At 67.2% G+C, this 21953-nt stretch carries 24 protein-coding genes, 2 tRNA genes and 1 pseudogene; 16 read left to right on the top strand and 11 right to left on the bottom strand.

Translation table 11 applies throughout. From position 1 onward, the window contains the following. Nucleotides 1-33: 33 nt before the first annotated feature. Entirely contained in the window at nucleotides 34-1821 is a 1788-nt protein-coding gene (locus tag VL129_RS14745; RefSeq protein WP_325413995.1) for an acyclic terpene utilization AtuA family protein, read from the bottom strand. A 185-nt stretch (nucleotides 1822-2006) separates the two neighbouring features. Between VL129_RS14745 and VL129_RS14750 the strand changes: the two genes are divergently transcribed. Further along, a complete protein-coding gene (locus VL129_RS14750; RefSeq protein ID WP_325413997.1) occupies nucleotides 2007-2627 on the top strand; it encodes a TetR/AcrR family transcriptional regulator in 621 nt (206 codons plus the stop codon). 41 nt (nucleotides 2628-2668) lie between these two features. On the opposite strand, the gene VL129_RS14755 is transcribed toward VL129_RS14750, so the two are convergent. Next, entirely contained in the window at nucleotides 2669-2836 is a 168-nt protein-coding gene (locus VL129_RS14755; protein WP_325413999.1) for a DUF2897 family protein, read from the bottom strand. Between the two features lie 128 nt (nucleotides 2837-2964). On the opposite strand from VL129_RS14755, the gene pyrF reads away from it, so the two are divergent. From pyrF to VL129_RS14770, 3 genes and pseudogenes are all read left to right on the top strand, one after another. After that, on the top strand, nucleotides 2965-3660 hold the full coding sequence (pyrF, locus tag VL129_RS14760) for an orotidine-5'-phosphate decarboxylase (RefSeq protein ID WP_325414041.1): 696 nt from the start codon (nucleotides 2965-2967) through the stop codon (nucleotides 3658-3660). An 86-nt stretch (nucleotides 3661-3746) separates the two neighbouring features. Continuing rightward, nucleotides 3747-3986, top strand: coding sequence for a type II toxin-antitoxin system RelB/DinJ family antitoxin (locus VL129_RS14765; protein WP_325414001.1), 240 nt, complete (start codon nucleotides 3747-3749; stop codon nucleotides 3984-3986). After that, a pseudogene (locus tag VL129_RS14770) lies at nucleotides 3976-4262 on the top strand (type II toxin-antitoxin system RelE family toxin). The gene VL129_RS14765 and the pseudogene VL129_RS14770 overlap by 11 nt, the downstream one beginning before the upstream one ends. A gap of 30 nt (nucleotides 4263-4292) precedes the next feature. Here VL129_RS14770 and VL129_RS14775 read toward each other — a convergent pair. From VL129_RS14775 to VL129_RS14785, 3 genes are all read right to left on the bottom strand, one after another. Then, the gene (locus VL129_RS14775; protein ID WP_325414003.1) at nucleotides 4293-4952 is read right to left on the bottom strand and encodes a nitroreductase; all 660 of its coding nucleotides are present in this window, start codon (nucleotides 4950-4952) and stop codon (nucleotides 4293-4295) included. A gap of 23 nt (nucleotides 4953-4975) precedes the next feature. Further along, nucleotides 4976-5827 (bottom strand): hydroxyethylthiazole kinase, encoded by an 852-nt coding sequence (gene thiM / locus VL129_RS14780; RefSeq protein ID WP_325414005.1) that lies wholly within the window; start codon nucleotides 5825-5827, stop codon nucleotides 4976-4978. Between the two features lie 176 nt (nucleotides 5828-6003). Further along, the gene (locus VL129_RS14785) at nucleotides 6004-7005 is read right to left on the bottom strand and encodes an NADP-dependent oxidoreductase (protein WP_325414007.1); all 1002 of its coding nucleotides are present in this window, start codon (nucleotides 7003-7005) and stop codon (nucleotides 6004-6006) included. A gap of 167 nt (nucleotides 7006-7172) precedes the next feature. On the opposite strand from VL129_RS14785, the gene VL129_RS14790 reads away from it, so the two are divergent. Both VL129_RS14790 and VL129_RS14795 read left to right on the top strand, forming a co-directional pair. Next, the gene (locus VL129_RS14790; protein ID WP_325414009.1) at nucleotides 7173-7883 is read left to right on the top strand and encodes an AzlC family ABC transporter permease; all 711 of its coding nucleotides are present in this window, start codon (nucleotides 7173-7175) and stop codon (nucleotides 7881-7883) included. Continuing rightward, nucleotides 7883-8212, top strand: coding sequence for an AzlD domain-containing protein (locus tag VL129_RS14795; protein WP_325414011.1), 330 nt, complete (start codon nucleotides 7883-7885; stop codon nucleotides 8210-8212). Before VL129_RS14790 ends, VL129_RS14795 begins: the two co-directional genes overlap by 1 nt. Nucleotides 8213-8322: 110 nt before the next feature. Here VL129_RS14795 and sugE read toward each other — a convergent pair whose 3' ends face one another. Beyond that, entirely contained in the window at nucleotides 8323-8637 is a 315-nt protein-coding gene (gene sugE / locus VL129_RS14800; protein WP_325414013.1) for a quaternary ammonium compound efflux SMR transporter SugE, read from the bottom strand. Nucleotides 8638-8779: 142 nt separating this feature from the next. Then, nucleotides 8780-9700: a recombination-associated protein RdgC gene (gene rdgC / locus VL129_RS14805; RefSeq protein WP_325414015.1), complete on the bottom strand. Its 921-nt coding sequence runs from the start codon at nucleotides 9698-9700 to the stop codon at nucleotides 8780-8782. 198 nt (nucleotides 9701-9898) lie between these two features. Here rdgC and VL129_RS14810 point away from each other — a divergent pair. The 7 genes from VL129_RS14810 to VL129_RS14840 all read left to right on the top strand — a co-directional run bounded on the left by VL129_RS14810 (nucleotide 9899) and on the right by VL129_RS14840 (nucleotide 15269). After that, nucleotides 9899-9974, top strand: a tRNA-Val gene (locus tag VL129_RS14810). Nucleotides 9975-9987: 13 nt separating this feature from the next. Next, nucleotides 9988-10064 (top strand) — tRNA-Asp (locus VL129_RS14815). A gap of 164 nt (nucleotides 10065-10228) precedes the next feature. Then, nucleotides 10229-10783, top strand: a complete 555-nt coding sequence (gene moaB, locus VL129_RS14820) for a molybdenum cofactor biosynthesis protein B (RefSeq protein ID WP_325414017.1) — start codon at nucleotides 10229-10231, stop codon at nucleotides 10781-10783. Further along, nucleotides 10780-12012 (top strand): molybdopterin molybdotransferase MoeA, encoded by a 1233-nt coding sequence (locus VL129_RS14825; protein ID WP_325414019.1) that lies wholly within the window; start codon nucleotides 10780-10782, stop codon nucleotides 12010-12012. The genes moaB and VL129_RS14825 overlap by 4 nt, the downstream gene beginning before the upstream one ends. Nucleotides 12013-12413: 401 nt before the next feature. After that, complete coding sequence (locus VL129_RS14830; RefSeq protein ID WP_414705213.1) at nucleotides 12414-14384, top strand: ribonucleoside triphosphate reductase; 1971 nt, start codon at nucleotides 12414-12416, stop codon at nucleotides 14382-14384. A gap of 31 nt (nucleotides 14385-14415) precedes the next feature. Further along, entirely contained in the window at nucleotides 14416-14577 is a 162-nt protein-coding gene (gene nrdD, locus VL129_RS14835; protein WP_325414023.1) for an anaerobic ribonucleoside-triphosphate reductase, read from the top strand. Beyond that, the gene (locus VL129_RS14840; protein WP_325414025.1) at nucleotides 14574-15269 is read left to right on the top strand and encodes an anaerobic ribonucleoside-triphosphate reductase activating protein; all 696 of its coding nucleotides are present in this window, start codon (nucleotides 14574-14576) and stop codon (nucleotides 15267-15269) included. The genes nrdD and VL129_RS14840 overlap by 4 nt, the downstream gene beginning before the upstream one ends. 1 nt (nucleotide 15270) lies before the next feature. Here VL129_RS14840 and VL129_RS14845 read toward each other — a convergent pair whose 3' ends face one another. Beyond that, nucleotides 15271-15696: a putative zinc-binding protein gene (locus tag VL129_RS14845; RefSeq protein ID WP_325414027.1), complete on the bottom strand. Its 426-nt coding sequence runs from the start codon at nucleotides 15694-15696 to the stop codon at nucleotides 15271-15273. Between the two features lie 22 nt (nucleotides 15697-15718). Beyond that, nucleotides 15719-16396 carry a Crp/Fnr family transcriptional regulator gene (locus VL129_RS14850; protein WP_325414029.1) on the bottom strand — a complete coding sequence of 226 codons (678 nt, stop codon included), beginning with the start codon at nucleotides 16394-16396 and terminating at the stop codon, nucleotides 15719-15721. A gap of 321 nt (nucleotides 16397-16717) precedes the next feature. On the opposite strand from VL129_RS14850, the gene can reads away from it, so the two are divergent. Beyond that, nucleotides 16718-17347, top strand: a complete 630-nt coding sequence (gene can / locus VL129_RS14855; RefSeq protein WP_325414031.1) for a carbonate dehydratase — start codon at nucleotides 16718-16720, stop codon at nucleotides 17345-17347. Nucleotides 17348-17507: 160 nt separating this feature from the next. On the opposite strand, the gene narL is transcribed toward can, so the two are convergent. Continuing rightward, the gene (narL, locus tag VL129_RS14860) at nucleotides 17508-18134 is read right to left on the bottom strand and encodes a two-component system response regulator NarL (RefSeq protein ID WP_325414033.1); all 627 of its coding nucleotides are present in this window, start codon (nucleotides 18132-18134) and stop codon (nucleotides 17508-17510) included. Next, nucleotides 18131-19927 carry a type IV pili methyl-accepting chemotaxis transducer N-terminal domain-containing protein gene (locus VL129_RS14865; RefSeq protein WP_325414035.1) on the bottom strand — a complete coding sequence of 599 codons (1797 nt, stop codon included), beginning with the start codon at nucleotides 19925-19927 and terminating at the stop codon, nucleotides 18131-18133. The genes narL and VL129_RS14865 overlap by 4 nt, the downstream gene beginning before the upstream one ends. 233 nt (nucleotides 19928-20160) lie before the next feature. Between VL129_RS14865 and VL129_RS14870 the strand changes: the two genes are divergently transcribed. Beyond that, nucleotides 20161-21417, top strand: a complete 1257-nt coding sequence (locus tag VL129_RS14870) for an MFS transporter (protein ID WP_325414037.1) — start codon at nucleotides 20161-20163, stop codon at nucleotides 21415-21417. 2 nt (nucleotides 21418-21419) lie between these two features. Further along, the coding region (locus VL129_RS14875) for an MFS transporter (protein ID WP_325414039.1) at nucleotides 21420-21953 on the top strand (534 nt) is incomplete at its 3' end.

Genomic DNA, 21953 nt, shown 5'->3' on the forward strand with positions numbered 1-21953 from the left:
CGGCGGCCAAGGAAAACGTTGTCCGCCCTACGGTTACAGCTGTTCGGCAATCGCCTTGGGGACGGCGACCGGGAATTCCAGCAGCTGCTGGGCGAAGGCCTTGCCCTGCGGGTCGATGCGCAGGCTGGCGACACCGCCGCCGCCCAGGGCGTTTTCCAGCAGGAAGTTCAGGCTGTGGGTGCCCGGCAGGTACCAGCGGCTGACGCGGCCGGTCTGCGGGTCCAGCAGGTGCTGCATCCAGTCGGCGACGGCCTCGGTGCTCAGCGCCTCGGCGATCCACGGCAGGTACTCGGCCTTGCGCGCCATCACGCCAATGTTGCTGTGGTTGCCCTTGTCGCCGGAGCGGGCCACGGCCAGCTTGATCAGCGGCACGCTGACATCGGCCTGGCCGCTGGTGGCCGGGGTGGCGAGGTCTTCGGCCAGTTGCGCCGGATCGAAGCGCTCGAGGCTCGGCAGACTGACCGGGGTGCGTTCGTTGTCGATCTCGACGGACAGTTCGCAGGTGCTCTTGTCGGCCAGGAAGGAGAACAGGCGAATCACTGGGTAGACGGTCGGGCGGCCGCCGACGATGCCGGTCAGGCCCGGCGCCATGCCAGTGGAGGCCTGGGCGATCTCGCGGGAGAACAGGATCAGTGCTTCCTTCCTGGCATGGCTGACGGCCAGCTTGATGATCACTTCACGGGTGTCGCCACGCTGGCCGTGCGGGCCATAGGTGGCCTCGGTGCCCAGCAGCTCGATGTTCACCTCGCGGTAGGGGCCCCAGCCGCGCTCGGCGAACATCTCGTTGGTCTTGTTGATGATGGCCTGGCTGACGCGCTCGGCCTTGGCCACCGCGTCGATGCCGGCGATCAGGCAGCTGGCGGTGCAGCGGAAACCGTCCGGGTAGGTGGCGCTGACCTTGTAGGAGTCGGTCGGCGGCAGGCCGCGCGAACCGCTGACCCGCACGCGGTGCTCGCCGGCCGGTTCCAGCTTCACGCGGGTGAAGTCGCAGATCACGTCGGGCAGCAGGTAGGCGCGCGGGTCGCCGATCTCGTAGAGCATCTGCTCGCCCACGGTGAACGGGGTGACCAGGCCGCCGGTGTTCTGCGCCTTGGTGAGCACGAAGCCGCCGTCGGCCTCGACCTCCAGGATCGGGAAGCCGATGTGCTCGTAGTCCGGCACCTGGTGCCAGTCGGTGAAGTTGCCGCCGGTGCTCTGCGCGCCGCATTCCACCAGGTGACCAGCCAGGGCGGCCTGGGCCAGCTTGTCGTAGTCGTTCCACTGCCAGCCGAATTCGTGCACCAGCGCGCCGCTGACCACGGCGCTGTCGACCACGCGACCGGTGATGACGATATCGGCGCCCTGGTCCAGCGCGGCGGCGATGCCCGGCGCGCCCAGGTAGGCGTTGACCGATACGCACATGGGCGGCATCGGCGCGCCGCTGAACATTTCCGTGGTGCCGGCCTTGGCCAGCTCACCGGCCTTGCTCTGCAGGCTGTCGCCGTGCAGCACGGCGATCTTCAGGTTCACGCCGGCCTTCTCGCAGGCCGCCGCCATGGCGGCGGCGCAAGCGGCGGGGTTCACGCCACCGGCGTTGCTGATGATGCGGATGTTCTTGGCGGCGATGTCGCCCAGCAGCGGCGCCAGCACTTCGACGAAGTCCTTGGCGAAGCCGTCCTGCGGGTTCTTCATGCGCGCGCCGGCCATGATCGACATGGTGATCTCGGCCAGGTAGTCGAATACCAGGTAATCGAGGGTGGCGCCGCGTACCAGGTGGGCGGCGGCGGTGGAGGTGTCGCCCCAGAAGGCGGAGGCGCAGCCGATGCGTACGGTCTTGGTCATTGTTGTTGTCCGCTGACGCTAGAGAAGTTGCAACGAACACTACCAAGCAAGCGCTTGGTTGAAAAGCCCCGCAGGCGATTTTGCCCAAGCGCTTGCTTGGTAGGGTCAATGCGGACAGAATTCGCCTCGGTCGTGGAGCCCTGGTCGGCTGCCGCAGAAACGAACGCAGTGGAAGAGGTATTGGCGTGGACGAGCAGAAAGCCGGCAAGGTGATGCGGGAACTGGTGGCCGCTGGTCGCTTGACCGATCCGGACAGCGCCCGGGGCAAGCTGCTGCAGGCGGCCGCCCATCTGTTCCGCCGCAAGGGCTACGAACGCACCACGGTGCGCGATCTGGCCACCGCCGTGGGCATTCAGTCCGGCAGCATCTTCCACCATTTCAAGAGCAAGGAAGAGATCCTGCGCGCGGTGATGGAGGAAACCATCATCTACAACACCGCGCTGATGGAGGCCGCGCTGGCCGAGGCGGGCAGCCTGCGCGAGCGGGTGCTGGCGCTGATTCGCTGCGAGCTGCAATCGATCATGGGCGGCACTGGCGAAGCCATGGCGGTGCTGGTCTACGAATGGCGCTCGCTGTCCGAGGACAGTCAGGCGCACATCCTCGCCCTGCGCGACCGCTACGAGCAGCATTGGCTGGAGGTGCTGGAGGAGGCGCGCGCGGCGGGTTACGTGCAGAGCGATCCGTTCATCCTGCGGCGCTTCCTGACCGGGGCGCTGAGCTGGAGCACCACCTGGTTCCGTCCCGGCGGCCCGATGAGTCTCGATGCGCTGGCCGAGGAAGCGCTGGCGCTGGTGATTCGCAACTGACCCAGACGAGGAAGGCTCGCACCGGCGAGCCTTCCTGTTCGTCAGCGATCCTGACGATCCTGTGCGTCGAAGCGCGCGTTGCGTGCCTTGATTTCCTTGAGCTGTTCCTCGGTCAGCGGGATCTTCTTCGCACCCTTGCGCAGCATCAGCAAGCCGCTGATCACCGTGCCGAACACCAGAACCAGCAGTAACCACATATACCAGGGCATGGCCGTACACCTCTGAAGTTGTCTGTTAACCATACGACGACGCATGGGGTTTGTCAGTGCGGCGCTGTGGAGGCGCTGTTGCACGGGGTACAATGCGCGCCGTTTTCATTGCCGACGAGTTTCCCGCCATGGCTTGCCAGTCCCCGATTATCGTTGCCCTCGACTTTCCCTCCCGCGAGGCCGCCCTTGAGCTGGCCGCGCGCCTGGACCCGAGCCAGTGCCGGGTGAAGGTCGGCAAGGAACTGTTCACCCGTTGCGGGCCGGCGGTGGTCGAGGATCTGCAGGCCAAGGGTTTCGAAGTCTTCCTGGACCTGAAATTCCACGACATTCCCAACACCACGGCGATGGCGGTCAAGGCCGCCGCCGAGCTGGGCGTGTGGATGGTCAACGTGCACTGCTCCGGCGGCCTGCGGATGATGGCGGCCTGCCGGGAAACGCTGGATGCCCTGAGCGGCCCCAGGCCGCTGCTGATCGGCGTGACCGTGCTGACCAGCATGGAGCAGTCCGACCTGGCCGGCATCGGCCTGGACATCGAGCCGCAACAGCAGGTGCTGCGCCTGGCCGGTCTGGCGGCGCAGGCCGGGCTGGACGGCCTGGTGTGCTCCGCCCAGGAGGCGTCGGCGCTCAAGGCCGCCCAGCCGCAACTGCAACTGGTCACGCCCGGCATCCGTCCGGCCGGCAGCGCCACGGATGACCAGAAGCGCATCCTCACCCCGCGTCAGGCCATGCAGGCCGGTTCCGACTACCTGGTGATCGGCCGGCCGATCAGCCAGGCCGCCGATCCGCAACAGGCACTGGCGGCGGTGCTGGCAGAGCTGGGCTGATCGCCTGCTGGCGGTCGCGGATGAGTTGCCAGGCGGCGGCATCGATGCCATCGTAATGACGAATGTCATTACAGGTATCCGCCGCCATGGCCACCATCAATATTCGTATCGACGACGAGCTCAAGGCCCGGGCTTACCGTGAGCTGGAGAAGCTCGGCGTCACCCCTTCCGAGCTGATGCGCCAAGCCTTGCAGTACGTGGCCGAGCGCGGGCAGCTACCGTTTCGCCCGGTGCTGATGACCGAGGAAGACGAGGCGTTGATCGCCACGGTTCGCGAGCGTCTGGCAGATCCGCAGCGCGTCAAGGTTGCGCTGGATGACCTATAGCCTGGAGTTCGATGCGCGGGCGCTGAAGGAATGGCACAAGCTGGGTGACACCGTTCGCCAGCAGTTCAAGAAGAAGCTCGTCGAGATCCTGCTGAATCCGCGGGTAGAGGCCAACTGTCTCCACTCTCTGCCGGACTGCTACAAGATCAAGTGCGCAGCAGCGGTTATCGATTGGTGTACCAGGTGCTTGACCATGAGGTAGTGGTGTTTGTGGTTGCGGTAGATCGCCGCGAGCGCGAGCAGGTCTACCGCAAGGCGGCCGAACGCCTCAAATAACCGCCCCGGCCGAACGCCGGGGCCAAGTCCTCAAAACCCCACCAACTGCCCCCACTCGCCAAAGTCGGCGCGGGTGGCGCGCAGGCTGTTGATGGGCGCGTCCTTGTCCTCGTACCCCAGGGCGATGCCGTAGGTCACCCGATAGCCCTCGGGCACCTCGATGTGCTGCCTGACCACTGCGTCGTAGCGACGCCAGAAGCCCTGGGCGCAGGTGGCCAGGCCTTCCTCGGTGGCGCGCAGCATGAAGGCCTGCAGGTAGAGACCCAGGTCCATCCACTGCACCGGGCCCATGCGTTCGTCGATGAATACCAGGATGCCCACCGGCGCACCGAAGAACTGCGCATTCCTAGCCAGCTGGCGAAAGCGCCCGGCCTTGTCTTCACGCGGAATGCCGATGCTGCGGTAGAGGTCCTCGCCGTTGGCGAAGCGGCGGGTGCGGTACGGCTCCCACAGGTTCGGCGGATAGGAGAGCTGCAAGGGATTCTCCTCGCCGGAGGTCTTCGCCACATCGGCCAGCAGGCCGCTGAGGCGCTCGCCGGTGATGGCGGCCACCCGCCAGGGTTGCATGTTGCCGCCGGAGGCGGCCAGCGCCGCGTCCTGCATCAACTGCTGAACCAATTGGGCCGACGGCACCTGCGAGGTAAAGGCGCGCACGGAACGACGTTCGCGCAAGGCTTGGGAGACGTGCATGGGGATTCTGATCCTTCTTGTTTTCAGACTGTTTCGAGTGCGGTGATTTCTAGCTGCATGCGCTCGCGGAAGCTGGCTTCCTCCAGGCGATACAGCTCATCGATGAAGCCAATGGCGAACGACCCCGGCGCCGTGTGGCGCTGTGCCGCCAGCGTGCCGGCGATAGCGAAGCTGGCATGGGCTGCGACCGCCGCCACCAGCGGTTCGGCGACCGCCTGGTAGGCCGCCAGCAGGGCGCCCAGGGCGCAGCCGGTGGCGGTGACGCGCGGCTGCAGGGGGCTGCCGCCGAAGATCCGTATCAGTACCTGCTGGCGCTGGTAACGGCCGATCAGGTGATCCACCGCGCCGGAGGCGCAGACCACCGGGCTGTGCTGCAGCAACTGCAGGGCGGCGGGGACGGCGCTGGCGGGCTCGTCGGAGCTGTCCACGCCGCGACCGCCCTGGCCGAGGCCGGACAAGCCCTTGATTTCCGAGGGGTTGCCGCGAATGGCGCCGGGCTGGAAGCGCAGCAGCTCCAGCGCCACGCCGCCGCGCCAGGGCAGCCCACCGGCGCCGATGGGGTCCAGCACCCAGGGCTTGCCCGCCGCCTGGGCAGCGGCAGCCGCCAGACGCATGGATTCCACCTGTGCATCCGTAGGGGTGCCGAGGTTGATCAGCAGGGCATCGGCGATGCCGGCGAACAGCGCCGCTTCCTGAGTGTTGTCGACCATGGCCGGCGACGCGCCGGCGGCCAGCAGCACGTTGGCCATGTAATTGGCCGACACCACATTGGTGATGCATTGCACCAGCGGCGTGCGCCCCTGCAGGGCCCGATGGGCCTCGATCACCTGCTCGCGCAGCTCGCCGGTCGTCTGCCGGGCATCGAATGTTTGCATCGCGTCATGCCTTCTCGTTGAACCGGCGCAGAGCATACCCGCTGCCCCGGCATCTGCGCACAGGTTCCGCGCCGTATCCGTGCGCGCTGCATTGAGTCAGAACGTAGAGCGGTTGGCGCTTTCCGGCCGCCAAAGGTGGCCAACGCGTGGCGTTGACCACCCTGCGGAGTGCAACGTCAGCTCACCTTGAGCACCAGCTTGCCGAAGTTCTCGCCGCTGAACAGCTTGAGCAGGGTCCCCGGGAAGGTGTCCAGGCCTTCCACGATGTCTTCCTTGCTCTTCAGTTGACCGCTGGCTAGCCAGCCGCCCATCTCGCGCAAGGCGAGGGGGAACTGCGCCGCATGATCCATGACCACGAAACCTTCCATGCGCGCCCGGTTGACCAGCAGCGACAGGTAGTTGCGCGGGCCGACCGGTGCTTCCAGGTTGTTGTATTGGCTGATGGCCCCGCAGATCACCACCCGCGCCTTGTAGGCCAGGCGGGCCAGCACGGCGTCGAGGATCTCGCCGCCGACGTTGTCGAAGTACACGTCCACGCCCTTCGGACAGGTGCGCTTGAGGCCGGCGCTCACGTCCTCGTGCTTGTAGTCGATGGCGGCGTCGAAGCCCAGTTCCTCGGTGAGGTAGCGGCATTTCTCCGCGCCGCCGGCGATACCGATCACGCGACAGCCCTTCAGTTTGGCGATCTGCCCGGCAATGCTGCCCACCGCGCCGGCGGCGCCGGAGATCACCACGGTGTCGCCGGCCTTGGGCGCGCCGACCTCCAGCAGGGCGAAATAGGCGGTCAGGCCGGTCATGCCCAGCGCCGAGAGGTACAGCGGCAGCGGTGCAAGCTTCGGGTCGACCGGGTAGAAGCCCTTCGGCTCGCCGAGGAAGTAATCCTGCACGCCAAGCGCGCCACCGACGAAGCTGCCGACCGGGAACTGCGGGTGCCGCGAGGCGATCACCTCGCCGACGCCCAGGGCGCGCATCACCCCGCCCAGCGGCACCGGCTCGATGTACGACTTGCCTTCATTCATCCAGCCGCGCATGGCCGGGTCAATGGACAGGTAGCGGTTGCGCACCAGCACCTGGCCCTCGGCCGGCTCGCCCACGGGCGTTTCCACGCGGCGGAAGGTGTCGCGGGTCGGCAGGCCGACCGGGCGCTGGGCGAGCAGGAACTGGCGATTGCTGGGCATGGGGTGTCCTCGTTCGATTCTTGTAGTGGTCTCAGGGATAGCCGGCCCGGGCCGGCCGGGCAAGCTCCAGTGCCACTGGGAATGCCGAGTCATGCAGCGACGTGATGGCGGGCGAGACGCTCGGCGGGCTTTGCTGTAGGTTGGCCGTCCTCTCGCAAGGAGCTTCCATGTCCCGTTTCACCGAACTGCGCAACGGCGCCCGCGATACGCTGCCACTGATTCTCGGCGCCATCCCCTTCGGCATCATCTACGGCACCCTGGCCAGCGCCGCCGGGCTGACACCCTGGCAGGCGCTGGGCATGTCGCTGTTCGTGTTTGCCGGTTCGGCGCAGTTCATCGCCGTCAGCCTGCTCGGCGGCGGGGCGAGCCTGGCGGTGCTGCTGCTGACCACCTTCGTGGTCAACCTACGCCATGCGCTGTACAGCGCCACCCTGCAGCCCTTCGTGCGTCACCTGCCGGCCCGCTGGCGCGTGCCGCTGGCCTTCTGGCTCACCGACGAGACCTTCGCCGTGGTCCAGCACCGCTACGCCGAGGCCGAGCAGTCGCCGCACAAGCACTGGTATTTCCTCGGCTCCTGTCTGGCCATGTACGGCAACTGGCAGCTGTGCACGCTGATCGGCGTCGCCTTCGGCCAGGCGGTGCCCAGCCTGGCCGCCTGGGGGCTGGATTTCGCCATGCTCGCCACCTTCATTGGCATCGTCGTGCCGATGCTGCGCAACCTGCCGCAGGTGGCGGCGGCGCTGGTGGCCGGCGCGGTGGCGGTGGCCTGTCACGGGCTGCCTTATCAGTTGGGGCTGCTGGTGGCGGCGCTGGCGGGCATTCTCGTGGGTGTCGGGCTTGAGCGTCGCCATGCGCGGCTGGTCGGGGAGGGCCTGTGATGGATATCTGGCTGCTGATTCTCGGCATGACGGCCGTCACCTTCGCCATCCGCTACAGCCTGTTCGCCTGGCCGAACCTGCGTTTCCCGCCGCTGGTGCGCCAGGCGCTGCACTACGTGCCGAGCGCTGTACTCAGCGCCATCGTGGTGCCGGTGATGCTGATGCCGGACGGCGAGGGACTGCAGCTGGGCCTGGACAACGCCTACCTGCTGGCCGGACTGGCGGCCATCGCCATCGCCGCGTTCACCCGCAACCTGCTGGCGACCATCGCCGGCGGGCTGCTGGCGTTCTTCCTGCTGCGCTGGGCGCTGGGGCAGTTGCCGATCTGAGTGATGCCCCGAACTGTGGGAGCGAATTCATTCGCGAGCTTTTGCGCGGGACCGCAGGAAAAGGCTCGCGGACAAGTCCGCTCCCACCCAGTTGAGTGGGGCGCGGGTGTCTAATTGCTCAGCTTCAGCCCGATCAGTCCCGCCACCACCAGCGCCACGCTGATCAGCCGCAGCGGCGCCACCGATTCGCCGAACAGGAAGATGCCAGCGATCACCGTGCCCACCGCACCGATGCCGGTCCACACCGCGTAGGCGGTGCCCAGCGGCAGGCCCTTCATGGCCCAGCCGAGCAGCACGACACTGATGACCATGGCCGCCAGGGTCAGGGTCGAGGGGATCAGGCGGGTAAAGCCGTCGCTGTATTTCAGGCCGATGGCCCAGGCGATTTCGAACAGGCCGGCGAAGAAAAGGATGAGCCAGGACATGGGGCGTACTCCAGGTTAATGGGGTCGTCCCCGCAGGCAGGGCGCTGCGCCCTTGAGGATAGGCAACGCTGGCGGGGTCGTCCCCGCCAGGCGCCTATTCTGCACATCGGGGCAGGGCGGGCAAGCCGCCGTGCGCTTCGGTCTATACCGCCTGGGCGATCTCTTCGCCGCCGAGGGCCTCGAACAGCTGCGGCAGGAACTCATTGAGGGTCAGCATCATCAGGGTGAAGCTGGCGTCGAACTGGCCATCGCTGTCGTCGCCGCCGTCCTGTTCGGCCTGCTCCTGCAGCAGGTCCTCGAAGCGCAGGCGCTTGATGACCAGCTTGTCGTCCAGCACGAAGGACAGCTTGTCCTCCCAGGCCAGGCTCAGCTTGGTGGCCAGCTTGCCGGCGGCCAGGTGGTTCTGCACTTCCTCGCTGGCCAGGTCCTGGCGCTTGCACTGGATGATGCCGCCGTCCTCGCTCGGATCGCGCAGCTCGCATTCGTCGCGCAGGTGCAGGCCATGGCTGGCGGCGTTGTTCTTCACCCAGTCGGTCAGGGTGGCCATCGGCGCCTGCTTGACGTTCACCGGGCGCACCGGCAAAGAGCCCAGCACCTCGCGCAGGGTGGAGAGCAGATCCTCTGCGCGCCGGGCGCTGGAGCTGTCCACCAGGATCAGGCCCTGTTCGGGGGCGATGGCGGCGAAGGTCTTGGACTTGCGGATGAAGGCACGCGGCAGGAAGGCCTGCACGATCTCGTCCTTCAGTTGCTCGCGCTCCTTCTTGTACACCTTGCGCATCTGCTCGGCTTCGATCTCCTCGATCTTTTCCTTCAGCGCATCGCGCACCACGCTGCCCGGCAGGATGCGTTCTTCCTTGCGTGCCGCCACCAGATAGAACCCCTGGCTGACATGGGCCAGCGGCGCATCCGGGCCGTTGCCGCAGGGCGGGATGAAGCCGTAGGTGGCCAGTTCCTGGCTGGCGCAGGGACGGGCGGGCTTTTCGGCCAGTGCGGTTTCCAGGGCCTCGGCATCGAAGCGGTAATCCGGGGACAGACGATAAACGAGCAGGTTGCGGAACCACATGGCGGGGGCAGTCTCCTGAAGGCGCAAAGGGACGCATTATTCCCCCTGCGCCGGAAACAGGCCAACCCCGAAGGACGGGAATGTCGTTGCAATCGGATGAAGTCCCTAAGTCTTTGGAACATCTCAAAAAAACTTTCGGAAGGGGGGTTGCCAAGTGCAGGGGCGCTCTCTAGAATGCGCCCCACTTCGAGAGCAAATGGGTGATTAGCTCAGCCGGGAGAGCATCTGCCTTACAAGCAGAGGGTCGGCGGTTCGATCCCGTCATCACCCACCACTCGAGGTAACGCGCAGCGGTAGTTCAGTCGGTTAGAATACCGGCCTGTCACGCCGGGGGTCGCGGGTTCGAGTCCCGTCCGCTGCGCCATATTCGAGCAAGGGTCAGACTGAAGCCCTTGCCTCACAGAGAAAGCGACCTTGGGTCGCTTTTTTTGTTTCTGTCTTTCGCGCATCGGGCATACCTCCTCCGGGGAATGGGCCTGACGCCGCCTTGCGTGCAGTCTGCTCATTGAATTTTTCAAGGAGACTGCCATGGCCCATCTTTCCAGTGCCGATTTTCAGCCTCTGCGCATCGCTGTGCTGACGGTCAGCGACACCCGCAATCTGGACACCGATACCTCCGGGCACACCCTGATCGACGGCCTGCAAGGTGCCGGGCACCAGCTCGCCGACCGTGCGCTGGTGCGTGACGACATCTGGCAGATCCGCGCGCGGCTGTGCGCCTGGATTGCCGACCCCACCGTGCAGGTGGTGCTGATCACCGGCGGCACCGGCTTCACCGCCCGCGACAACACCCCGCAGGCGGTCGCGCCCTTGCTGGACAAGAGCGTCGACGGCTTCGGCGAACTGTTCCGCCAGGTGTCGCTGGCCGACATCGGCACCTCCACCATCCAGTCGCGCGCCCTGGCGGGGATCAGCAACGGCACCCTGGTGTCCTGCCTGCCGGGCTCGCCGAACGCCTGCCGCACTGCCTGGGAGAAGATCCTGCTCGGCCAGCTGGACGCGCGCACTCGGCCCTGCAACTTCGTGCCGCATCTCAAGCGCCTCGACGACCAACCGGCGACCTGCTGCGGGAGCCGCTCGTGAGCGCCTGCGGCTGTGACAGCCACGGTCTGCGCCCGGTCGACGAGGCGATCGCCGCGCTGCTCGAGCGGGTTCCGGCACCGCCGGCGGTCGAGGAGATCGCGCTGCGCGACGCGCTCGGCCGCGTGCTGGCGGAAACCCTGAACGCGCCGTTCGACGTGCCGGCCTGGGACAACAGCGCCATGGACGGCTACGCCCTGCGCGTCGCCGACCTGCCGCCCGAGGGAGGCGCGCTGCCGCTGGCCGGACGCATTGCCGCCGGCGACGCCGCGCTGCAGCCGTTGCCGGCCGGTCACGCGGTGCGCATCTTCACCGGGGCGCCGCTGCCGCCCGGCGCCGATACGGTGGTGGCCCAGGAGGCCTGTCGCGCTGACGGTGAGCGGGTTTGCTTGCCGCCGCTGCAGGGTGGCGAGAACGTGCGCCGGCGTGGCGAGGAGCTGCTGGCCGGTGCGCCGGTGCTGGAGCATGGCAAGCGGCTGCGCGCCCAGGAGCTGGGCCTGCTGGCCAGCTTCGGGCTGGCGCGGATCAAGGTGTATCGGCGTCTGCGCGTCGCCGTGCTGAGCAGCGGCGACGAACTGCGCGAGCCGGGCGAGGCGCTGCAGCCGGGCCAGTTGTACAACGCCAACCGCTACAGCCTGCTGGGCGTGTTGCGCAGCCTCGGCTGCGAGGTCGACGACCTGCCGGTGATGCCCGACGACCTGGCGCTGACCCGCGACACCCTGGCCCGCGCGGCGGCCGAGCACGATGTGCTGGTCAGCTCCGGCGGCGTCTCGGTGGGCGAGGAGGATCACCTCAAGCAGGCGGTGACCGAGCTGGGCGAGCTGCACCTGTGGCGGCTGGCCATCCAGCCCGGCAAGCCGCTGGCCTTCGGCAGCGTGGGGGGCACGCCCTGGCTCGGCCTGCCGGGCAACCCGGCAGCGGCGCTGATCACCGCGCTGGTGGTGGCGCGGCCGTTCCTGCTGCGCGCCCAGGGCTGCGTCGAGGTGCTGCCGCAACCGCTGCGCCTGCCCGCCGGCTTCGCCTGGCGCAAGGCCAATGGTCGTCGCCAGTACCTGCGCGCGCGGCTGGAATCACGCGACGGAGCCTTGCAGGTGGTGCTGCACCCGCGCCAGGGCTCGGCGATGCTGACCTCCGCCAGCTGGGCCGACGGCCTGGCAGTGGTCGACTGCGGTCGCACGCTGGAAATCGGCGAGACGGTGGAATACCTGCCGTTCAGCTCCCTGCTCGGCTGAGCGAAAAGCTCGCGGACACGTCCGCTCCCACCCGAAAGCGGCCCCGCACATGCTCCGTGGGAGCGAATTCATTCGCGAGCTTTGGGTGCGGCCGGCAGCCTGGCCGGCCGCGCCTGGCCGGCCGCCGAAAAAGATCGCGGACACGTCCGCTCCCACCAGAACAACGGCCCCGCACGAACCCTGTAGGAGCGAATTCATTCGCGAGCTTTTGGGTGTGGTCGGCCGCCTGGCCGGCCCCCTGTAGAGCTTGCCTTTTGTGCGCCAGGTCCGCCTCCGCCGGTCCGAAGTTGATCGAGGTCAATGGCATTCTTGTGCTTCGCCACTAGATTCAACACAACATGTTGTGGTTTTGGTTTTCATTGAATCTATATGTGGGAAGTGGAGGAGCGTACATGCCGGACATGGTGATCAGGCGCGGCGGCGAGCGCGTGCCGTTCGACGGCGAGCGTATCCGCCTGGCCGTTGCCGCCGCGGGGCGGGCCAGTGGCGAGTTCGACGATCGGCAGGCGGCGCAGCTGGCGCAGGGCGTGGTGGCGCGCCTGCCGGCGGCGGGCGCGGTGGAGCTGGAGGCGGTGCAGGACCTCGCCGAGCAGGCGCTGATGGAGGCCGGCCACTACGCCAGCGCCAAGGCCTTCATCCTGCACCGGGCCCGCCACGGCCGGTTGCGCCGTGACCGCAAGGCGCTGGTCGACGTGGCCGCGTCGATGAACGAATACCTGTCGCGCGAGGACTGGCGGGTGCGCGCCAACGCCAACCAGGGCTACTCGCTGGGCGGGCTGATCCTCAACGTCTCCGGCAAGGTCACCGCCAACTACTGGCTGGACGAGGTGTACAGCCCGGCCATCGGCACCGCGCACCGCGAGGGCGACCTGCACATCCACGACCTCGACATGCTGGCCGGCTACTGCGCCGGCTGGTCGTTGCGCTCGCTGCTCAACGAGGGCTTCAACGGCATTCCCGGGCGGGTCGAGGCGGGGCCGCCGAAACACCTGTCCAGCGCCCTGGGGCAGATGGTCAACTTCCTCGGCACCCTGCAGAACGAATGGGCCGGCGCCCAGGCATTCAGTAGCTTCGATACCTACCTGGCGCCGTTCGTGCGCAAGGACGGCCTGGGCTACGAGCAGGTGCGCCAGGCCATCCAGGAATTCATCCACAACCTCAACGTGCCGTCGCGCTGGGGCACCCAGACGCCCTTCACCAACCTGACCTTCGACTGGGTCTGCCCCGAAGACCTGCGCGAGCAGATCCCCTACATCGGCGGCGAGGAAATGCCCTTCGCCTACGGCGAGCTGCAGGCCGAGATGGACGTGATCAACCGCGCCTACATCGAGGTGATGATGGCCGGCGACGGCCTGGGCCGGGTGTTCACCTTCCCGATCCCGACCTACAACATCACCCACGACTTTCCCTGGGACAGCGACAACGCCACGCGCCTGTTCGACATGACCGCGCGCTACGGCCTGCCGTACTTCCAGAACTTCCTCAACTCGGACATGCAGCCCAACCAGGTGCGCTCCATGTGCTGCCGCCTGCAGTTGGACGTGCGCGAGCTGCTCAAGCGCGGCGGCGGGCTGTTCGGCTCGGCCGAGCAGACCGGCTCGCTGGGCGTGGTGACGATCAACTGCGCGCGCCTGGGCTACCTGTTCCGGGGCGACGAGCCGGGCCTGTTCCGCCAGCTCGACCTGCTGCTCGATCTCGCCTACGAGAGCCTGGAGGTCAAGCGCAAGGTCATCCAGCAGCACATGGACAATGGCCTGTACCCCTACACCAAGCGCTACCTGGGCACCCTGCGCAATCACTTCTCCACCATCGGCGTGAACGGCCTGCACGAGATGCTGCGCAATTTCACCGGCGACCGCGAAGGCCTGCACAGCGAGGCTGGCCGGCAACTGGCGCTGCGCCTGCTCGACCACGTGCGCGCGCGCCTGGTGCGATTCCAGGAGGACAGTGGCCACCTCTACAACCTGGAAGCCACCCCCGCCGAAGGCACCACCTACCGGTTCGCGCGGGAAGACCGCAAGCGCTATCCGGACATTCTCCAGGCCGGCAGCGTCGAGGCGCCGTACTACACCAACTCCTCGCAGTTGCCGGTGGGCTTCACCGACGATCCCTTCGAGGCGCTGGAGCTGCAGGACGCGCTGCAGTGCAAGTACACCGGCGGCACCGTGCTGCACCTGTACATGGCCGAGCGGATTTCCTCCGCCGAGGCCTGCAAGCAGCTGGTGCGCGCCGCGCTGAGCCGTTTTCGCCTGCCGTACCTGACCGTCACGCCGACCTTCTCGATCTGCCCCGTGCACGGCTACCTGGCCGGCGAGCACGAGTTCTGTCCGCGTTGCGACGAGGCGCTGCTGCACCAACAGCGCTGCGCCTGACCCATTTCCCCCCAACCCAAAGGAGTTATCCATGCACACGCAACTTCCCCAGGAACAACGCCAGCGCTGCGAAGTCTGGACTCGGGTGATGGGCTACCACCGTCCGGTGGCGGCCTTCAATCCCGGCAAGCAGTCCGAGCACCGTGAGCGCCGCCACTTCACCGAGTCGGCGGCCAACGGTCGCTCCGCGTGAATGCAACGCTCAGGGTCGGGGGGCTGGTCCCCCTGACCACCCTCGACTTCCCCGACCACCTGGCCTGCGTGCTGTTCTGCCAGGGCTGCGGCTGGCGCTGCCGCTACTGCCACAACCCGCAACTGATCCCGGCGCGCGGCGACACGCCGCTGGCTTGGACGGACCTGCTGGCCTTCCTGGAACGACGCGTCGGCCTGTTGCAGGCGGTGGTGTTCAGCGGCGGCGAACCGACCCAGCAGCCGGCGCTGGCCGCCGCCATGGCCCAGGTGCGCGAGATGGGCTTCAAGGTTGGCCTGCACAGCGCCGGCATCAAGCCGCAACGTTTCGCCCGGGTGCTGCCACAGGTGGATTGGGTGGGCTTCGATGTCAAGGCGCCGCCCGGGCACGGGCCGGCGATCACCGGGGTGGCGGACAGTGACCGCGCCAATTGGCAGAGCCTGGACTGCTTGCTGGACAGTGGCGTCGCCTACGAATGCCGCACCACCCTGCACTGGCAACTGCTGGATGCCGAGCGGCTGTGGACCCTGGCCTGCCAGCTGGCCGAGCGCGGCGTGCAACGCTTCGTGCTGCAGCCGGTGCGCAGCGCGCGCATGCTGGATGCCGGGCTGGGCCCGAGTCTCGCGCCGGCCGAATGGCCAGCGCTGCGTCAGCGGCTGGAAACCCTGTTCCCGGCCTTCGAGGTGCGTGGCTGAATCACTTCACCACGCGCAGTTTCGGTTCCGGTTTCGGCGCCGGTGGCGGCGGGGTGGGGCGCATGCGGTCGCTGGCGATGATCTGCCGCATCTCCTCGACCAGTTCATCGGCCTGTTCGCTGGAGAAGTCCTCGTGGTGGCGCTTCTTCAGTCCGTAGGAGCTGAGCACCACGTGCACGTTGGCGGTCACGCCGTGTTGCTCCAGGCAGGCGCGCACGCACTGCAGCTGGCAGCCGTCGATGGCCAGGATCGGCCGCTGCGAGTTGGCCTTGTTGACCAGCGAGGCCACCCGGCCGCCGACCCCGGCGATGCAGGACATTTCCGCCAGGCCGCCGCGGTCCAGGCGCACCGCCAGGGTGTTGGCCAGTTGCGCCACGTTGGAGCAGCCGGAACAGGAGTAGACCAGGGGAAGTTTGGGATCAGGCATCGCGCACCTCCTGAAGCAGGCGTTACTGGATGAAGCCGGTGAGCGCAGGGGTGTCCAGCACCCGAATGTTGCGACGTTCCATGGCGATGATGCCGGCGTCGATCAGCCGGTGCAGGATGCGCGAGAAGGTCTCCGGCTGGATGCCCAGCTGCGAGGCGATCAGGCGCTTGGGCACGTGCAGCTGCACCAGGTTGGCGCCGTCCTGCAGTTCCTGATTGAGATAGCGCGCCACCCGCTGGCTGGCATTGGCCATGGCCAGGGTGTCGATTTCGTCGAGGAACTGCTGCATGCGCTGGCTGAAACGCCCCAAGAGGTTCAGGCACAACTGCGGCTGCGCTTCCAGCAGGCGCCGGTAGTGCAGGCTGTCCAGACTCACCAGCGAACAGGCCTTCAGGGCACTGGCGCTGAACGGGTTGCACTCCTGGCCGCTGAACATCAGGGCCTCGCCGAAGCTCTGTCCGGGCTGGACGATCTCCACCAGCTTTTCCTGGCCTTCCATCAGCACGCGGGTCAGCTTCATCTGGCCCTGTACCAGCACGTAGAAACGCTCGGCCGGCTCGCCCTGATGCAGCAGGCATTCGCCGGCGTCCAGCCGGCGCTGGATGGCCAGCCGGCAGACTTCCTGGAACGGTCCTTCCGCCAGCCCTTCGAACAGCGGGTGTTGGCGGAGCGTGGTGAGTATTTCCATGTCGGTCAGCATGTGCACCTCTAGGATCTGTTCCCGTTTCGGCGCCGGCCGCGAGGCCCCGCCTAATGGCGCCATCTGGCCACACAAACGGAAGGGCCGAGCCCATGGTAAGGAGGCGGTGGCGAGGCGACCATTCCACCGTGGCACTACCTCCAAAGGGGCATGGCCAGTGGGTGCGACCTAGTGTCGCCGCTTCGGCGCGCGAAGCTGCTTGATCTTGATCAGTTTGCTCGGATTTAGCCGTGGGGCATCGACCGGGCGATCTTGACCAACGACAACGGCGGCCCGCCGGACGCGTGCTAATCAGGCCGCGATTCTTCCGGGAGTAGGCCCATGGACATTCACCAACTGCTGAGCAACAACCGCCACTGGTCGGCCACGCTGCGGGCCCGCGACCCCGAGTTCTTCGTCCGGCTGGCCCGCCAGCAGCGGCCGGAATTCCTCTGGATCGGCTGCTCGGATAGCCGCGTGCCGGCCAACGAGGTGGTTGGGTTGATGCCCGGCGAGCTGTTCGTGCACCGCAACGTCGCCAACATGGTGGTGGCCACCGACATGAACCTGCTGTCGGTGCTGCAGTACGCCGTCGATGTACTGCGGGTGCGCGAGATCATCGTCTGCGGCCACTACGGCTGCGGCGGCGTGCGCGCCGCCCTCGGGCATGCCGCGCTGGGACAACTGATCGACAACTGGCTGCGCGCGATCAAGGCGCTCTACCACCAGAACCTGGAACGCTTCGCCGGGCTGGACGAGGAGCAGGCGGTGAACCTGCTCTGCGAGCTGAACGTGCAGCGCCAGGTGCGCAACGTCTGCCACACGCCGATCGTGCAGGGCGCCTGGCTGCGCGGCCAGCCGCTGGCCGTGCACGGCTGGATCTACGGCCTGGACGATGGCCTGGTGAAGGACCTGGAGGTGACCGTGGACAGTCCGGCGCAGTTGGACGAGACCTTTCGCTACGACCCGTAGGAAGGAACCTGTGGGAGCGAATTCATTCGCGAGCCCGAAGAGCATCGCGGCTGAAGCCGCTCCCACAAAAGCGGCGTTGCGTAGGGTGGATCGCGCTCCACCGAGCCACCGTGCGTGCCGCAGGCACGCCATGCCGACGCGATGGTGCGGGGTGGTGGCGCTAGCGCAGGTGCTCCAGCGCCCACACCGCCGCTTCCACCCGGCCGCGCAGGCCGAGCTTGTGCAGCAGGTTCTTCACGTGCACCTTCACCGTGCCCTCGGTGATGCCCAGCTTGTTGCCGATCATCTTGTTGCTCAGGCCCGCAGCGATCATCTTCAGCACCTGGCGCTCGCGGTCGGTGAGGTCGGCCTGGCTCGGACCCTGCGGGCTGCGCAGCGCCTGGGCCAGCACGCTGGTGAGCGCCGGGCTGATCGCCATCTGGCCCTGCAGCACACGGTGCAACTGGTCGATCAGCTGCTCGGGCTCCATGTCCTTGAGCAGGTAGCCATCGGCGCCGAAGCGCATGGCGTCGCGCACGTCCTCCTCGGCATCGGACACGGTGAACAGCAGCACCTTGCCGGTGAAGCCGCGCTCGCGGATCTTCTTCAGCGTCTCCACGCCGTTCATCTGCGGCATGTTGTTGTCCAGCAGGATCAGGTCCGGCTTGAGCTCGGCCAGCAAGTCCAGGGCCTCCTGGCCGTTGCCCGCTTCGCCGACCACCTGCAGGTCGTCCTCCAGTTCCAGCAACTGGCGAATGCCGCGGCGCATCATCGGGTGGTCGTCGACCAGCAGCAGGCGGTAGGTCATGTCAGTCTCTCGTGGGGAATCAGGCTCAGGAATACCGGGCGGAAGCGCAGTTGCACCCGGGTGCCGCACGGTTCGCCGGGGCCGATGGCCAGGCTGCCACCCAGGCTGCGGGAGCGTTCCTGCATGATGGTCAGGCCATGGTGCTGGCGCTGGTCGTAATCGCCGGTCAGGCCGCGGCCGTTGTCTTCGATCAGCAGTTCCACCTGCTCGCCATCCTGGCGCAGGGCGACCGTCACCTGATCCGCGCCGGCATGCCGCGCGCAGTTGGACAGCGCCTCGCGCGCCACCTGCAGCACGTGGATCTGCTCGCTGGCCGACAGGTTGAAGGCCAGCGGCTGAACCTGCAAGCGCACCTGGAAGTCACCCCGCTCGGCGAACTCCCGGGTGGTGTCCTGCAGCGCCTGCTCCAGGCCGCCCTCCTGGATGGACAGGCGGAAGGTGGTAAGCAGCTCGCGCAGCTGGCGATACGCCGAGTTCAGTCCCTCGCGGATTTCCTCGCTCACCGCCTCCAGGCGCTCCATGGATTCGCCCCGGCGCATCAGCGCCTGCAGGCGGCTGACCTGCAGCTTCATGTAGGACAGCGCCTGGGCCAGCGAATCATGCAGCTCGCGGGCGATCACCGCACGTTCCTCGAACAGCAGCAGGCGGTGTTCCTGCTCGCGCTGGCGTTCCAGCGACAGCGCGGTGCCGATCAGGTTGGCCAGCGCCTGGATCAGTTCGGCCTCCCAGTCCTGCGCCGGACGGCCGGCGAAGCTGGCGCGCAGCTCGCCCAGCTCGCTGCCCTGGTTGACCACCGGGCAGGACAGCAGGTTGGGGGTGCCGCGCAGGGTGCACAGGGCGCAGTCCTCCGGCGCGCAGATCTCCCGCACCCGGTCGCTGTGCAGGGCCACCAGTTGCTCGACCGGCTGGCCGGGCTCGCCGTGCAGGCACAGCGACAGCTGCAGACCGGGCAGGCGGCTGCGGAAGTCCTCCAGCAGGCTGCCCAGCGCATTGGCGTCGGCGGCACCGCTGGCCAGCCGGCGACTGCTCTGGTAGAGCAGCTGCAGGGCGGCGTTGGCTTGCGCCAGGTTGGCGGTTTCCTCGGCCACCCGCCGTTCCAGGGTCTGGTGCGAGCGCTCGATGGCCTCGGCCATGGCATTGAAGCTAGCGGCCACCTGGCCGAGCTCGTCCTCGGCGTCGTACTTCACCCGTACCCCGAGATCGCCGGAGCGGAAGCGCTCGTTGGCGGCGACCAGTTCCTGCAGCGGCGCCAGCACGGTGCCCTGCAGCTGGTAGATGCCGACCATCAGCACCACCACGGTGACGAACAGCGCCAGACCCTGGATGGTCTGCACCCAGCCCTGCTTGGCCTCGCTGCGCTTCTGCAGCAGCAGCACGAAGGCGTTCAGCTGTTCGACGAAGTTCTCCGCGCGCGGCGGGAAGTCTTCGAAGTCTCCGCTCAGCAGCGCCGGCTTGAGCTCCTCCCGCCAGCGTTGCTGCAGCGCCAGGTAGGCGTCATGCAGATCGGCATTGCTCTTCAGCTCCAGGGTCAGCGCCGGGCTGGCCAGGCGCTCCTCGAACTGCGTGGTCAACTGGCGCACCTGTTCCGTGCTGTGCTCGGCCTCCAGCTTCCAGGTCATGCGGTAGATGGCCATGCGCAGCGAGCCGGCGGTGTTGATGGCCGCGGCATCCCCTTCGCTGAGCTTGGCAATCAGCCCCGAGCTGAGCGCGCTGGCCAGCGCGAAGATCACGATCAGCGACACCGCGACCCCGGCCCGGGCGGGCAGCGAGCCATTCCACCAGCGTTTTGCCACAGCTACCTCCAAAGAGTTCGCGGTACCCACGCGGCACCCGCAGCGAACCGAAGTGGAAATCCAATCTATTGAAAAACAAGGGGTTTTCCGAAGAAAACGGGATTACCTCTTTCGGGGTAAGCCGGCCGATCCTAGGAGCGCCACCCCCACGTCCACCATGATTTTCATCAAGGTTGACGAGGCCGCCGCGCCCAAGATGGCACCCACACAAGGAGCCATCGGCGAGGTGGATTATGAGTCGTGCGAAGGTACAGCAAGCCCTGGTGCTGAGTATGAGCACCCTGGCGTTTACCGTCTGCTTCATGGTCTGGATGATGTTCGCGGTGCTCGGCGTGCCGATCAAGGAACTGCTCCAGCTCAACGAGACCCAATTCGGCCTGCTGGCCGCCACGCCGGTGCTCACCGGCTCGCTGGTGCGTCTGCCGCTGGGCATGCTCACCGACCGTTTCGGCGGGCGCGTGGTGTTCTTCCTGCTGATGCTGGCCTGCGTGCTGCCCATCTACCTGATCGCCGAAGCCACCGCCTACTGGCAGTTCCTGGTGCTGGGCCTGTTCGTCGGCCTGGCCGGCGGCTCCTTCTCGGTAGGCATCGCCTACGTCGCCAAGTGGTTCGACAAGGAAAACCAGGGCCTGGCCATGGGCATCTTCGGCGCCGGCAATGCCGGCTCGGCGCTGACCAAGTTCCTTGCCCCGGCGCTGATCGCCTACGGCAGCTGGCAACTGGTGCCCCAGGTGTTCTCGGCGATCCTGTTCATCACCGCGCTGCTGTTCTGGTTCTTCACCAGCGACAACAAGGCCCACCGGGTGGCCAGCAGCGTGTCGCTGCGCGAGCAGCTGGCGGCGCTCAGGGACCCGGCCGTGTGGCGCTACTGCCAGTACTACTCGATCGTCTTCGGCGGCTACGTGGCGCTGGCGCTGTGGATGACCAAGTACTACGTGCAGGAATACGGTTTCAGCCTGCAGACCGCCGCACTGCTGGCCGCCTGCTTCTCGCTGCCCGGCGGTGTGCTGCGCGCCGTCGGCGGCTGGATGTCGGACAAGTGGGGCGCACAGAGCGTGACCTGGTGGGTGCTGTGGGTGAGCTGGGTGTGCCTGTTCCTGCTCTCCTACCCGCAGACCGATTTCACCATCCAGACGGTGAACGGCCCGAAGACCTTCCACATCGGCCTCAATGTCTGGTTGTTCACCGCGCTGATGTTCGTCATCGGCATCGCCTGGGCGTTCGGCAAGGCCTCGGTGTTCAAGTACATCGCCGACGACTACCCGCAGAACATGGGCGCCATCTCCGGCATCGTCGGCCTGGCCGGCGGCCTCGGCGGCTTCATCCTGCCCATCCTGTTCGGCGCCCTGGTGGACCTCACCGGCGTGCGCTCCTCCGCCTTCATGCTGCTGTACGGCGTGGTCTGGGTCTCCCTGATCTGGATGTACGTCAGCGAAATCCGCAAAACCCCCCTCATGGGCCGGGCCAGCGCCCTTGCCCAAGGAGAATGACGATGAGCGTCCTTGAAAAATCCGTCGCCGGCCTGGGCGTTCCCCAGGGACCGCTGCTGCGTGACTGGCGACCCGAAGACCCGGTGTTCTGGAACGAGGTGGGCCAGAAGATCGCCACCCGCAACCTGTGGATCTCGATTCCCGCGCTGCTGCTGGCCTTCGCCGTGTGGATGGTGTGGAGCACCGTCACCGTGCGCCTGAACAGCGTCGGTTTCAGCTTCAGCACCGACCAGCTGTTCCTGCTCGCCGCGCTACCCTCGGTGTCCGGCGCCACGCTGCGCATCTTCTACTCCTTCATGGTGCCGATCTTCGGTGGCCGGCGCTGGACGGCGCTGAGCACCGCCTCGCTGCTGATTCCCTGCCTGTGGATGAGTGTCGCGGTGCAGAACCCCGACACGCCCTACAGCGTGTTCGTGATCATCGCCCTGCTGTGCGGTTTCGGCGGCGGCAATTTCTCGTCGAGCATGTCCAACATCAGCTTCTTCTTCCCCAAGGCGCGCCAGGGCACCGCCCTGGGCCTGAACGCCGGGCTGGGC

The sequence above is a fragment of the Pseudomonas sp. genome, from assembly GCF_035497915.1.
In the GTDB taxonomy this organism is placed as follows: domain Bacteria; phylum Pseudomonadota; class Gammaproteobacteria; order Pseudomonadales; family Pseudomonadaceae; genus Serpens.